This window comes from Pseudoalteromonas rubra (assembly GCF_000967655.1).
Classification (GTDB): domain Bacteria; phylum Pseudomonadota; class Gammaproteobacteria; order Enterobacterales; family Alteromonadaceae; genus Pseudoalteromonas; species Pseudoalteromonas rubra_A.
Window position 1 is genome coordinate 24586 of the sequence record NZ_JXYA01000020.1, and the last position, 12928, is coordinate 37513.

The 12928-nt window shown below is 49.9% G+C and carries 10 protein-coding genes; 1 reads left to right on the forward strand and 9 read right to left on the reverse strand.

The features are described from left to right. Window positions 1-54 precede the first annotated feature (54 nt). From TW77_RS09755 to secA, 3 genes are all read right to left on the reverse strand, one after another. Complete coding sequence (locus TW77_RS09755) at window positions 55-2124, reverse strand: M13 family metallopeptidase (protein ID WP_046004796.1); 2070 nt, start codon at window positions 2122-2124, stop codon at window positions 55-57. Between the two features lie 40 nt (window positions 2125-2164). Next, a complete protein-coding gene (gene mutT, locus TW77_RS09760; RefSeq protein WP_046004867.1) occupies window positions 2165-2572 on the reverse strand; it encodes an 8-oxo-dGTP diphosphatase MutT in 408 nt (135 codons plus the stop codon). 76 nt (window positions 2573-2648) lie between these two features. Then, a complete protein-coding gene (secA, locus tag TW77_RS09765; protein ID WP_046004797.1) occupies window positions 2649-5357 on the reverse strand; it encodes a preprotein translocase subunit SecA in 2709 nt (902 codons plus the stop codon). A 429-nt stretch (window positions 5358-5786) separates the two neighbouring features. Here secA and TW77_RS09770 point away from each other — a divergent pair, with 429 nt between their 5' ends. Continuing rightward, window positions 5787-6272 carry a DUF721 domain-containing protein gene (locus TW77_RS09770; protein WP_046004798.1) on the forward strand — a complete coding sequence of 162 codons (486 nt, stop codon included), beginning with the start codon at window positions 5787-5789 and terminating at the stop codon, window positions 6270-6272. A gap of 36 nt (window positions 6273-6308) precedes the next feature. On the opposite strand, the gene lpxC is transcribed toward TW77_RS09770, so the two are convergent. From lpxC to murC, 6 genes are all read right to left on the reverse strand, one after another. Further along, window positions 6309-7232: a UDP-3-O-acyl-N-acetylglucosamine deacetylase gene (lpxC, locus tag TW77_RS09775; protein WP_046004799.1), complete on the reverse strand. Its 924-nt coding sequence runs from the start codon at window positions 7230-7232 to the stop codon at window positions 6309-6311. 96 nt (window positions 7233-7328) lie between these two features. Next, window positions 7329-8543 carry a cell division protein FtsZ gene (ftsZ, locus tag TW77_RS09780; RefSeq protein ID WP_046004800.1) on the reverse strand — a complete coding sequence of 405 codons (1215 nt, stop codon included), beginning with the start codon at window positions 8541-8543 and terminating at the stop codon, window positions 7329-7331. Window positions 8544-8563: 20 nt separating this feature from the next. Then, window positions 8564-9799, reverse strand: a complete 1236-nt coding sequence (gene ftsA, locus TW77_RS09785; RefSeq protein ID WP_046004801.1) for a cell division protein FtsA — start codon at window positions 9797-9799, stop codon at window positions 8564-8566. After that, window positions 9796-10575, reverse strand: a complete 780-nt coding sequence (locus TW77_RS09790) for a cell division protein FtsQ/DivIB (protein WP_046004802.1) — start codon at window positions 10573-10575, stop codon at window positions 9796-9798. The genes ftsA and TW77_RS09790 overlap by 4 nt, the downstream gene beginning before the upstream one ends. A 1-nt stretch (window position 10576) precedes the next feature. Further along, complete coding sequence (locus tag TW77_RS09795; RefSeq protein ID WP_046004803.1) at window positions 10577-11485, reverse strand: D-alanine--D-alanine ligase; 909 nt, start codon at window positions 11483-11485, stop codon at window positions 10577-10579. Then, window positions 11482-12891 (reverse strand): UDP-N-acetylmuramate--L-alanine ligase, encoded by a 1410-nt coding sequence (gene murC / locus TW77_RS09800; RefSeq protein ID WP_046004868.1) that lies wholly within the window; start codon window positions 12889-12891, stop codon window positions 11482-11484. The genes TW77_RS09795 and murC overlap by 4 nt, the downstream gene beginning before the upstream one ends. Between the last annotated feature and the right edge of the window lie 37 nt (window positions 12892-12928).

Below are 12928 nucleotides of genomic sequence, written 5' to 3' on the forward strand. Positions count from 1 at the left end.
AGAGTTAATACAAAAAAGCCGCCAGAAGCTGGCGGCCATGATAGCAGTAAACACTTACCAGATTTTGACCCGCTCTTGCGGTTTAAGATACATTTTGTCGCCTTCTTTGACATCAAACGCATCGTAAAACGCTGGCATATTGGGCAGTACACCAATAACACGATAGTGACTGGGTGAGTGCGAATCCGTCATCAAACGATTACGCAGTTCTTCATCACGGTATTGTCTACGCCAGATCTGCGCCCATCCCATAAAGAAGCGTTGCTCTCCGGTGTAACCATCAATTACCGGAGCCGGCTTACCTTGCAGAGACAGCTGATACGCTTTAAGCGCCACACTTAAACCGCCAAGGTCACCAATGTTTTCGCCTAATGTTAGCTCACCGTTTACACTGGCATCTTCAAAAGGCTGGTACTGATTATATTGCTCAACCAGTTTTTGGCTGCGCGCCTGAAACTGAGCCAGGTCTTGCTCACTCCACCAGTTACGCAAGTTGCCATCACCGTCATACTTGGCGCCCTGATCGTCAAACCCATGGCCCAGTTCATGACCTATAACGGCACCAATGGCACCATAGTTGACGGCATCGTCGGCTTCCAGGTTGAAAAATGGCGGTTGCAATATCGCTGCAGGGAAGACTATTTCGTTATTCACCGGGTTGTAGTAAGCGTTAACGGTTTGCGGTGTCATAAACCATTCACTGCGATCGACAGGCTTATCAACTTTACCCACCATATCCTGATAGGCCCACTCATTGTAGCGCACGTAGTTACCCACCAGGTCATCAGCATTGATCTGTAATCCTGAGTAGTCCCGCCACTTGTCCGGGTAACCAATCTTAGGCGTAAACTTACTGAGTTTTACCTTCGCAGCCTGCTTAGTTTCTGCGCTCATCCACTCCAGTTCATCAATAGACTGCTCAAACCCTTTGATCAAGTTATCGACCAGCTCTCCCATGCGTGCTTTCGCTTCTGGCGGAAAATACTCTTTAACATAAATTTTACCCAGCAGCTCGCCCAGTACATCGTTACTGGCATTCACGGCTTGCTTCCAAACTGGCGCTTGCTCTTCGAGGCCACGCAGCGTCTTGCCATAGAAGTTGAACTTCAGATCAACCGCCGTCTTGTGCAGCAGCTGCGCATAATCGCTGGCGAAGTGAAAGGTCAGATAATCGCGCCAGGCGGCTACATCTGTTTTACCAATCAGTTCCGACAACCCTTCCAGATAGCTAGGCTGAGTCACGACAAGCTCTTTGGTATTGAGGCCAAACGCTTTCAGATACGCCGCCATATCAAAATGTGGTAGCTGTACATTGAGCGTATCAACCTGAAACTTGTTATAGGTTTTATCCGCATCGCGACTTTCAACCCGTGACCACTGAATTTCAGCTAAAGCGGTTTCAAGTGCCATAATATGCTTGGTCGCCTGCTCTGCACTCGTTTGATCATAGCCCATCACCTGCATCAGGCGCTCAATATATTGACGATACTCAGCACGAATTCGGGTGAACTTTTCTGTATCCTGAAGGTAGAAATCCCGATCCGGCAGACCCAAACCCGACTGCCATAAATAAAGCGTATTCATGGTGGAGTTTTTGGCATCATTATTTGCATACCAGCTCAATGGGGTGGTGCCCCCCTGAGACAAGGCACGAGCAAATAAGGCAGGGAGTTCAGATTTACTTTGTAATGCCTGGAAAGGCGCCAGGTAAGATTGCAATGGTGTAGTGCCTAGCTCTTCGCGTGCCAGCTCATCGGTGTAACTGCGATAGAAATCGCCCAGTTTGGCCTCGTCTGAACCAGGCTTGGCCTGATCGTTACTGGCAGCCTGCTCGAGGGTTTTACGCAGCGCTTTTTGTGATGCGTCGTACAGCTCAGTGAATGAACCATAATTAGACTTATCTGCTGGTATTTCGGTGCGTGCTAACCATTTACCATTCACATGGTAATAGAAATCATCCTGCGCCCTTACCGCACTATCGATGTTGTCCAGTGCGATCCCTGAATTCAGGGTACTCTTTGCTTGCATTACTTCGGCTTGCGAGTCTGTTTTCACCTGCTCGCTACACCCAGTCAGACCCAGTGCCAGCGCAACCGCTGTGGCAGTGACTGCTATTTTCTTCATTTTTATCATCCTTACTGGTAATTTTGCTCAATGGCCGTTGCTACTGGTGCCCATCATATTGTTGCGCCAGTGCGTCCAGAATCGCCTCGTTGGCGGCGGGAAAAGCCAGTTGCTTTAACTCACACCAGCTGACCCACTGGCTCGGCTGCCCTTCCAGCCCTGTTGCTTGTCCCGAAAAATCTTCGACCTTATGCACTTCCAGTTTAACCTGTTTGTCGCCATAGTCATGTTCAATTGTCAGTAAATGTTCAGAGCCGTGAACGTCAATACCTATCTCTTCTTTCAACTCTCTGGCCAGTGCCTGGGTTACGCTTTCCTGTGCTTCAATTTTGCCACCCGGAAACTCCCACAGACCGCCCTGATGCTGCTCTTTAGCGCGTTTACATACAAAGAACTGTGCATCCCGAATGATGACACCCACAGCTACATTCACCACTTTTTTTGTCATATCTAACTCAAATAATCTGTTTTTCTGAGATAAAAAAAGCGACACAAGGTCGCTTTTTAATAATGTCGCTGCAAACTTAAGACAGTTTACCGCAACACTGCTTATATTTTTTGCCCGATTTACATGGACATGGCTCATTACGGCCAACTTTAGGCTCAGTGCGCGCCGCGACCGCTGCCCCCTGGGGGGCTTCTCCACCAACCGGCGCTGACTCTTCATGCTGATACTGACGCGGTGCCTGCTCGCTGCGACGATGTTGCTCTTCTACTTTTTCAACATCTTCTTCAGCGCGCACCTGTACTTTGCTCAGTACGCCAACCACGTCCACTTTGAGGTTTTCAAGCATTTCAGAGAACAGCTCAAACGACTCGCGCTTGTATTCCTGTTTCGGATTTTTCTGTGCATAACCACGCAGGTGAATACCCTGACGTAAGTGGTCCATCGCAGCAAGGTGATCTTTCCAGTGCTGATCCAAACTTTGCAGCATCACAGCCTTTTCGAACTGGCGCAGTACCTGGGCACCCACCATTTCTTCTTTTTGCTTGTAAGCGGCATCAATCTCTTCGCCGATGCGCTCACGCAAACGCTCTTCGTATAGTTTGTTGTCTTCCTCAAGCCATTTGGCAATTGGCAACTCAACCATAAAGTCGTTCTTCAGACGCTCTTCCAGACCTGGGATATCCCACATTTCGGCCAGGCTCTGCGGCGGAATGTACTGATCAATGGCAGCATTGATCACATCGCCACGGATAGCAGAAATAGTTTCTGAAATGTCACCTTCTTCCAGCAGTTCGTTGCGCTGTTCATACACCACGCGACGCTGGTCGTTGGCTACATCATCGTACTCAAGCAGCTGCTTACGAATATCAAAGTTACGTGCTTCTACTTTACGCTGTGCATTTTCAATGGCACGGTTAACCCAAGGGTGCTCAATGGCTTCGCCGCGTTGCATACCCAGTTTACGCATCATATTGGTCATGCGCTCGCCAGCAAAGATACGCATGAGCGCATCGTCCATTGACAGGTAGAAACGGCTCGAACCGGCGTCGCCCTGACGACCAGAACGACCACGTAGCTGGTTATCGATACGACGAGATTCATGACGTTCAGTACCGATAATATGCAGACCACCCGCTTCTAGTACATCATCGTGACGTTTCTGCCACTGCGCTTTAATTTCATCAATCTGCGCATCGCTTGGGTTGTCCAGCTTAGACACGTCATTCTGCCAGTTACCGCCCAGCATAATGTCCGTACCACGACCCGCCATGTTAGTGGCAATGGTCACCTTACCCGGTAAACCCGCATCCGCAATGATATCCGCTTCCTGAGCGTGGAATTTCGCATTCAGTACGTTGTGCTCAATTTTTTCTTTGCGCAGGAAATGTGACAAATACTCAGAGCTTTCGATTGAAATGGTACCGACCAGTACTGGCTGACCGCGTTTCTGACAGTCGCGGATATCGGCCAGAATGGCTTCAAACTTTTCGTCCTGCGTCAGGTAAACCAGATCAGCACGATCATCACGGATCATTGGCTTGTTGGTCGGGATAACCACGGTATCCAGTCCGTAAATTGACTGGAATTCAAACGCTTCGGTATCAGCAGTACCTGTCATCCCCGCCAGTTTGTCGTACAAACGGAAATAGTTCTGGAAGGTGATGGAGGCCAGTGTCTGGTTTTCGTTTTGGATACGAACATTCTCTTTGGCTTCCACCGCCTGGTGCAGACCTTCTGACCAGCGACGTCCTTCCATCGTACGACCTGTGTGCTCATCAACAATGATAACTTCATTGTCTTTAACAACGTAGTCGACATCTTTTTGATATAGCTTGTGTGCACGCAGGGCGGCATAAACATGGCTCAGCAGGGTGATGTTACCCGCAGAGTAAAGTGAATCGCCTTCTTCAATCAGGCCATTTTTAACTAATAACTCTTCAACTTTAACCTGACCACGCTCGGTCAGGTGGACTTGCTTGCTCTTTTCGTCGAGCGTGAAGTCGCCATCGCCTTCAACCCCTTCTTCGTCTTCTTTCTCCTGCAGGATCAGCTCAGGTACTATAGTATTGATCTTAGTGTATAGCTCAGAGCTGTCTTCGGCAGGACCTGAAATAATCAGCGGCGTACGGGCTTCGTCGATCAGGATGGAGTCAACTTCATCCACCACGGCATAGTGCAATGGGCGCTGGACGCGCTCTTCAATGCTGAATGCCATGTTGTCGCGCAGGTAGTCAAAGCCGAATTCGTTGTTGGTGCCGTAAGTGATATCGGCTGCATAGGCTTCTTTCTTCTGGGCAGGCATCATGCCTGGCACGTTGCAACCTACGGTGAGGCCTAAGAATTCAAACAGTGGGCGGTTATTCTCAGCATCCCGCTTTGCCAGGTAATCATTCACAGTAATGACGTGTACGCCTTTACCTGTCAGACCATTTAAGTACGCAGGCAAGGTCGCGGTCAGTGTTTTACCTTCACCGGTACGCATTTCTGAAATACGCCCCTGGTGCAGCACAATACCGCCGATCATTTGCACGTCAAAGTGGCGCATGCCAAACACCCGTGTCGATGCTTCGCGCACCGTGGCAAAGGCTTCTGGCAGCATGTCATCCAGGCTGGTGCCTTGCTCAAATCTTTGTCTGAATTCCGCGGTTTTAGCTTGCAGTTGTTCGTCTGACAGCGCCTTGTATTGTTCTTCTAGGGCGTTGATCAGGGCGACCGATTTTCTCAGATTTTTAATCATTCGGTCGTTGCGGCTACCAAAAATCTTGGTAAAAATTTTCGTTATCATGTTTAAACCATTTCACTCATCTATTTGCGAGCACCTACTGGGGTAACGCGGTTATCACGCTCGCTCGTCCTGTTGGCGACAAAGTCGGACCTTGCTGTGTGCCGAGTTAAATTTGTGCCCTATCATACCAGACTATGCGCGTCTGCAAACCATCAAAAAGTAATCTGTTCCTATTTAACCATACAAGTTTGGGGAAACCCACCCAAACCATCCAATGACACACCGGCAGCGCCGTATTATCGGCTTCCAGATAAGAAAGTAGACAAGGTTTTCGAGGCATTGCTCGTATACATATGGGCGCCATCGAGGAATTTCAAGGCAGGCCTTAAACCGGGTGTGTAATCTGCTATCTGTAATGACGCGCACGCGTTATACTGGTCGGTGAGATGGCGAAATGCTTGCTATAGCAGGCGTGAGTGAGTTGTTGCTATGAGTAAAAACCGATTTGACCCTAAACCCCTCGACGAACTGGCTGGAAACTGGTCAGATAAACTACATGGTTATATGCAAAAAGCCCAGGGCATCGCTGAGCTGCAGCAGCCCCTGCACAATGCACTTGGCCCGGTCCTCAGTAAAAAATGCCGTGTTGCCAATTACCAGAATGGTACTTTGTACGTTGAAGCTGCGTCGGCAACATTAGCAACGCGATTAAATTACCTGAAGATGGAGATCCTCAGCAGTTTTCGTGCCGCAGGCTTGCATGATTGTTGCCAGATTAAGATAGGCACCAACCCGGAAGCGCAACAGCGTCTGACACCGCAGCAAAACCAAGTCAAAACACCAGAAACCAGTTATAACGGGCGACAAATGAGCGCGCAAACAGCGGGGGATCTGATGGCGCTTGCCGAGCATGCCCCGGCCGGCTTGAAAGAAAAACTGTTACGCCTTGCCAAACATGGCGGACAAAAAAAATGACGCTCTTTGGCGTCATTTTTTATCACATCTAACAACTCAGGCGGTTGCTAAACTGGTATCCACTTCCATGCCAGGTGCTGGCATAGTGACAGGCTCGTCGAAGGTCGCCCATTCCCACGCAGACTCAGTGGCAATGATCTGACGCAGCAGCTTGTTGTTTAAGCCATGACCTGATTTGAAGCAAGTGATCTTGCCCAAAATGTTGTGTCCAGCCATAAACATATCGCCAACACAGTCCAGGATCTTATGCTTTACGAACTCGTCTTTGTAGCGCAGTCCGTTCGGATTAAGCACTTTAAATTCATCCAGTACCACCGCATTGTCCATGCTGCCACCTAAAGCCAGGTTGTTAGCGTGCATGTATTCAATGTCTTTCATAAAACCAAACGTACGCGCGCGGCTGATCTCTTCAGTAAAGCTCTGGGCTGTAATGTCCAGGCCAATACGTTGGCGGCTGGCGTTAATCGCCGGGTGGTTAAACGCAATTTCAAAGTCGATGTGGAAGCCGTCGTAAGGCTCAATTTCAGCCCACTTGTCACCGTCTTCTACACGCACTTTTTCTTTAATGCGGATAAAACGCTTCGCCAGGTTCTGCTCTGCAATCCCACCTTTTTGCAGCAAGTAAATGAACGGCAATGCACTACCGTCCATAATCGGTACTTCTGCACTATCGAGCTCAACGACCAGGTTATCAATACCCAGTGCCGCAACGGCTGCAATTAAATGCTCCGTTGTTGACAGACGAACACCGTCTTTATTGGTCAAACAAGTACACAATTGCGTGTCGCCCACAGCTTCGGGGGTTGTTTCAAAATCGACAACCGGGTCGAGATCTACGCGACGAAATACTATCCCCGTATTTACGCTCGCAGGTCGGAGAGTGATCGTGACCTTTTCACCTTTGTGTAATCCTACACCTGTGGCTTTAACGACTTCAGCAATCGTTCGTTGTTTTATCATAGGTTCGTCCGCTTCTGACTGGTTAATGACTAAATAAGACCGCAAATTCTATCACAGATAGAACCAGCTGCCAATCGTTTAATTTTTAACCTGACATTAATCAGATTGTTTGCGTAAAAACGCAGGGATATCAAAGTAATCCCCTTTTTCTTTACCACCAGCATTGCCAGATGGTGCAGATGTACTGGCCGGTTTAGGCTCAGAAGGTGCAACATTGCTTTGCTCTGGCTCGCTGCTTTCGCTGGCAGTCTGGGTAAAGCTTGGAACAAACATATTCTGCCCTTTACCGCCGTCACTGTCAGAGCCAACCGCTTTCTTAAGGCCGTTGTCAACGATACCGAATTGCGGCTTACGCTCACCACCAAGACCCGTTGCAACCACAGTCACACGCAGCTCTTCGCTCATTTCTGGGTCGATAACCGCACCCACAACCACAGTTGCATTTTCAGACGCCAATGCTTTCACATGGTTCCCCACAATCTCAAATTCTTCGATTGTGATGTCCATACCAGCTGTGATGTTAACCAGGATACCTTTAGCACCGGTTAAATCGACATCTTCTAGCAGCGGGCTGGAAATGGCCGCTTCAGCTGCTTCCTGTGCCCGGTCTGGACCACTGGCCGCAGCGGTACCCATCATGGCAGTACCCATCGCCGACATAACTGTACGTACGTCCGCGAAGTCGACATTGATCAAACCAGAACGGGTGATCAGCTCGGCAATGCCCTGCACCGCGCCGTATAATACGTCGTTTGCTTTAGCGAAGGCATCTAATAATGTAGTGCCTTTACCCAAAACTTTAAGTAACTTGTTGTTAGGAATTGTGATGAGTGAATCTACAATTTCTGACAATTCGCCAATCCCCTGATCGGCAGCCGCCATGCGCTTTTTGCCTTCCAGGTCGAATGGACGCGTTACAACCGCCACAGTCAGGATCCCCAGCTCTTTGGCAACACGGGCCACAACCGGTGCAGCACCAGTCCCGGTTCCACCACCCATACCGGCAGCGATAAAGACCATATCAGCCCCTTCCAGGCTTGCCTTGATGGCATCGACATCTTCTTCCGCAGCGCTACGACCCACTTCTGGATTAGCACCTGCACCCAGGCCTTGGGTGATCTGAGTACCCAGTTGCACAGTCACATCGGCAGAGGACTTACGCAGAGCCTGCGCATCGGTGTTCGCCACGATGAAGCGAACGCCTTCAATTTCCTGCTTTACCATGTGTTCTACAGCGTTACCGCCGCCGCCACCGACGCCGATGACTTTAATAACGGCTTCTTCGCCGTGTTGTTCCATAATATCAAACATCTTCACTCTCCGACTTGAGCTTAAAACTCACCTTGGAACCATTTTGTGACTCGGTTCCACCAACCATCTTCGGCATCCGCTTTCGTCCTGTGTGCATTCTTGACTTGCAGCGTTCGGCCATATTGTAACAAACCTACCGCTGTTGCGTATGCCGGATCATCAACATAATCGGTTAATCCTGTTATCCCTACAGGTTTACCAACACGAACGGGCATCTGGAAAATGTCTTCTGCCACTTCCAATGCACCTTTCATTTTTGCACTGCCACCTGTTAGCACAATACCTGCGGCAATCTGATCTTCAAATCCAGAACGTCGGATCTCTTCAAGCACCAGCTCAAACAGTTCACGAAATCTGGGCTCGACTACCTCTGATAAAGTATGTCGAGACATAATGCGCGCAGGTCGTCCCCCTACGCTGGGTACTTCAATCGTTTCTTCGTTGCTGGCCATCTGGCTGCTCGCATAGGCGTATTGTACCTTCAGCGATTCCGCGTGAGAAATAGGGGTGCGGAAAATTTTTGCAATATCCCCTGTAACCTGATTACCCGCAACCGGAATAACGGCGGTATGACGCAACGCTCCATTGACGAAAATCGCAATATCCATGGTGCCGCCGCCAATATCGACAACCGCAACGCCCAGCTCTTTCTCGTCTTCCGTCAGCACCGAGTAACACGATGCCAACGCGGTAAAGGTCAACTGATCGACCTGCAAACCACAACGTTCAACACACTTTTCAATGTTTTTCGCCATGTCGTTTGAACAGGTGATAATGTGCGCTTTGGCTTCCATTCTGACACCGCTCATGCCCAGGGGGTTTTTAATGCCCTCCTGCATATCCACACTGTATTCCTGAGGCAACGAATGCAGCATCTTACGCTCGGCAGACATAGGTACTGAGCGCGCGATGTGGATCACATTGGCAATGTCGTCATCGGTGATCTCTGCATTATTGTTAATAGCCACCACGCCGCTCTCGTTCTGGCACTGAATATGTTTACCCGAAATACCGAGATAGACAGAGCTGATCCGGCAATCAGCCATCAGCTCCGCTTCGTCAACAGCGCGCTTGATGGAATCTGATACCAGGTTGAGGTCGTTGACGCCACCTTTGTCCATACCATGGGCAACCTGATTCCCGACTCCCACTATACTCAGCTGGTTGTCTGCGGTGATCTCCCCAACTGTTGCAACCACCTTAGAGGTGCCCACATCCAGTCCAATCACTAAGTTTCTCTCTGCCGACTTGGTCATGCTTTACTCTTATCTTTATTGTCTTCGTTCTGGCTGAACTTCCAGCTAACCGCCAGTCCCGTATCATATCTCAGGTCAATCACATCGACCTGAGCGCCCTCTGGCCTTTCCAGCCTCGGATAAACATCTATAAAACGTTGCACACGCTGTGCTTTATCTTCCCGGCCCAGATTGAGCCGAATACCATTATCCAGCCACAGCTGCCAGGCAAAGCGCTCTGACAGCGCCAGGCTGATCAGGTTAAACTGGTTCACAGCCAGCATTTCTTTTAGTTGTAAAAACGTCTGCCAGGCTTCAACTTCACTGCCCTCCGGGCCATACAGCTCAGGTAAAGTCTCCGGCAATCGCGTACTGCTTGCCTGAAACACCCCACCCGCACTATTGAGCAACAGGTCACTATTCCACACAGCAACCGGTTTATGCTCAACCACGTACACCTGTAAGGCATCTGGCCACTGCTTCCTGACCGAAACGGTGGCGACCCAGGGCAATGCTTGTACCGCATCGTGCACCGCCTTAACGTCCAGTTCAAAAAAACTCGACAGATCTGTTTGCCTTATCGCACTTACTATGTCGTGCTCGGCGGTGTAATAGGGCTTACCCAGCACGGTCAGGGTCTTGATCTGCGTGTCTCTGTGCTGAGTCAACCAGTCACGCGCCCATAGCCCACTTTGTATCAGTCCTATTAATACAATCAGGAAAAAGCCCACACCAAATAGCAGTGACCAGTTGACACTGTGTCGCAGCGGGGCGATTTTTCCCAAAAGAGCACGCATATTAAAGGGTTTGCTCCAAAATGCGAATAACTAATTGCTTAAATGACAACCCATTTTGCTTTGCTGCCATCGGCACCAGTGATTTTTCTGTCATGCCCGGAACCGTATTCACTTCCAGCAAGTAAAACTGGCCATTGCTATCTTGCATGGCATCCACTCTGCCCCAGCCCGTTGCACCCACCAGCTCAAACGCATGTTTCGCCATCACCTGTAACTGCTCAGTGTAGGCAGTGCTGATATCTGCCGGGCAATAGTACTCAGTGCTGTTGGCCTGATACTTTGCCTGGTAATCATAAAAGCCCCGAGGCGTGCGCATTTCAATGACAGGTAAGGCCTCGTTTCCTAACATAGCAACAGTAAACTCTCGACCTTCAATCCACTGTTCAATGAGAATTTCATCGTCATATTTAAACGCTTCACTGAGGGCAGCTTGCAGCTCCTGCGCTGACGTTGCCTGAGTCATGCCGATGCTGGAGCCTTCGTGGCTGGGTTTAACCATCACTTTGCCAAAGTCAGCCATCAGCGCAGCGGCGTCTATATCCTGAGACGCTTTGACCACACAGTAACGTGCCGTGCTTAATTTGGCAGATTCAAATAGCTGTTTGCAGCGGATCTTATCCATCGCCAGCGCACTGCCCAGTACACCACTGCCGGTATAGGGTAAGCCCATAAACTCCAGCGCCCCCTGTACGGTGCCATCTTCACCGCCGCGGCCATGCAGGGCAATAAACACCCGGTCAACCTCGAGTGCTTTAAGCTCCCACAAGTTACGCTCCGCCGGGTCAAATGCCACGACTTCTACACCCGCTTCTTGCAGTGCCTTGATGATCGCCTGACCCGACTTCAACGACACTTCGCGCTCGGCAGACAAGCCACCCAGCAATACCGCAACTTTGCCAAACTCACTCATAGTGCACCTTGCTTTAACTTTTCGACCGACAGCTCAGTGGCCGCCAGTTGTTTAACGATTTGCCCAATATTACCGGCACCCTGGGTGATCACCAGATCGTTATCTCGTAATACATCCGCCAGAACCGCCTGTAAATCATGACCATCCGTGACATGGATGGGTTCAACACCCCGCTGTCTTAAACTACGACACAAACTCTTACTGTCGGCGCCAACAATGGGGCTTTCTCCGGCACTATACACGTCTAATAACAACAATTGATCGACCTCACTGAGGACTTTCACAAAGTCTTCATAGAGGTCCCGGGTGCGCGTATAACGATGCGGCTGGTACAACATAACCAGACGCTTATCAGGCCATCCGGCGCGCGCGGCACGAATAGTCACGGCTACTTCCGACGGGTGGTGACCATAATCATCAACCAGCATGACTTCGCCGCGTTCATTTTCAAACGCGCCATAATGCTGAAAACGCCGACCTATACCCGCAAACTTTTCCAGCGCCGATAAGATCGCTTCGTTACCGATATCATGATCTTTTGCCACGGCGATGGCTGCGGTGGCGTTCAGTGCGTTGTGTTTTCCTGGCATGCTGAGTGTTACCTCAAGCTGCTCACCAGAATTATGCACAACTTTAAATCGGCTGCGGCTCTGCGTTTGCTCAAAGTCCACCATGCGGTAATCCGCTTCTGGGTTTTCTCCATAGGTGATAGCAGGGCGGGCAAAGCGGGGGAGCAGCTCTTTTGCCACATCAGAGTCGGTACACACCACAGCTAAACCGTAGAAAGGCAAGTTGTGAATGAACTCAACATACGTGTCTTTCATTTTTTCAAAGTCACCGTCATAGGTATCCATATGGTCGGCTTCAATGTTGGTGATCACCGACACCATGGGCTGCAAATGCAAGAATGACGCATCACTTTCATCCGCTTCCGCTATCAGATAATCGCTGCTGCCAACCTTGGCATTGCTGCCCGCGCTGTTCAGCAGACCACCGATGATAAAGGTCGGATCCAATTTGGCTTCCGCAAAGATACTGGCGATCAGACTGGTCGTGGTGGTTTTACCATGGGTTCCGGCAACCGCAATACCATGGCGAAAGCGCATCAATTCAGCCAGCATTTCGGCGCGTCTGACCACAGGTACCCGGGCACGCTTGGCGGCCTGGATCTCTGGATTGCTGATGTCGATGGCACTGGATACCACTACAACGTCGGCATCTTTTATGTTGTTCTCGTCATGGCCAATAAAGACCTCCGCCCCTGCGCGAATTAAACGTTCTGTCATCGCATTCTGGGCGAGATCAGAGCCGGTAATACGATACCCTTCAAAGGCCAGTACCTCAGCAATCCCTCCCATGCCTGCACCACCTATCCCAATAAAGTGGATGGTGTTAATGCGTCTCATGGCTCTGCGTCTGTTAATTTCTTTCACTGTTTTCTCT

Excerpts from the sequence above, each read along its gene's own strand:
- TW77_RS09790 (WP_046004802.1), bottom strand. The coding sequence starts at position 10,575 with ATGCGTGCTCTTTTGGGAAAAATCGCCCCGCTGCGACACAGTGTCAAC.
- ftsA (WP_046004801.1), bottom strand. The coding sequence starts at position 9,799 with ATGACCAAGTCGGCAGAGAGAAACTTAGTGATTGGACTGGATGTGGGC.
- TW77_RS09795 (WP_046004803.1), bottom strand. The coding sequence starts at position 11,485 with ATGAGTGAGTTTGGCAAAGTTGCGGTATTGCTGGGTGGCTTGTCTGCC.
- lpxC (WP_046004799.1), bottom strand. The coding sequence starts at position 7,232 with ATGATAAAACAACGAACGATTGCTGAAGTCGTTAAAGCCACAGGTGTA.
- murC (WP_046004868.1), bottom strand. The coding sequence starts at position 12,891 with ATGAGACGCATTAACACCATCCACTTTATTGGGATAGGTGGTGCAGGC.
- ftsZ (WP_046004800.1), bottom strand. The coding sequence starts at position 8,543 with ATGTTTGATATTATGGAACAACACGGCGAAGAAGCCGTTATTAAAGTC.
- secA (WP_046004797.1), bottom strand. The coding sequence starts at position 5,357 with ATGATAACGAAAATTTTTACCAAGATTTTTGGTAGCCGCAACGACCGA.
- mutT (WP_046004867.1), bottom strand. The coding sequence starts at position 2,572 with ATGACAAAAAAAGTGGTGAATGTAGCTGTGGGTGTCATCATTCGGGAT.
- TW77_RS09770 (WP_046004798.1), top strand. The coding sequence starts at position 5,787 with ATGAGTAAAAACCGATTTGACCCTAAACCCCTCGACGAACTGGCTGGA.
- TW77_RS09755 (WP_046004796.1), bottom strand. The coding sequence starts at position 2,124 with ATGAAGAAAATAGCAGTCACTGCCACAGCGGTTGCGCTGGCACTGGGT.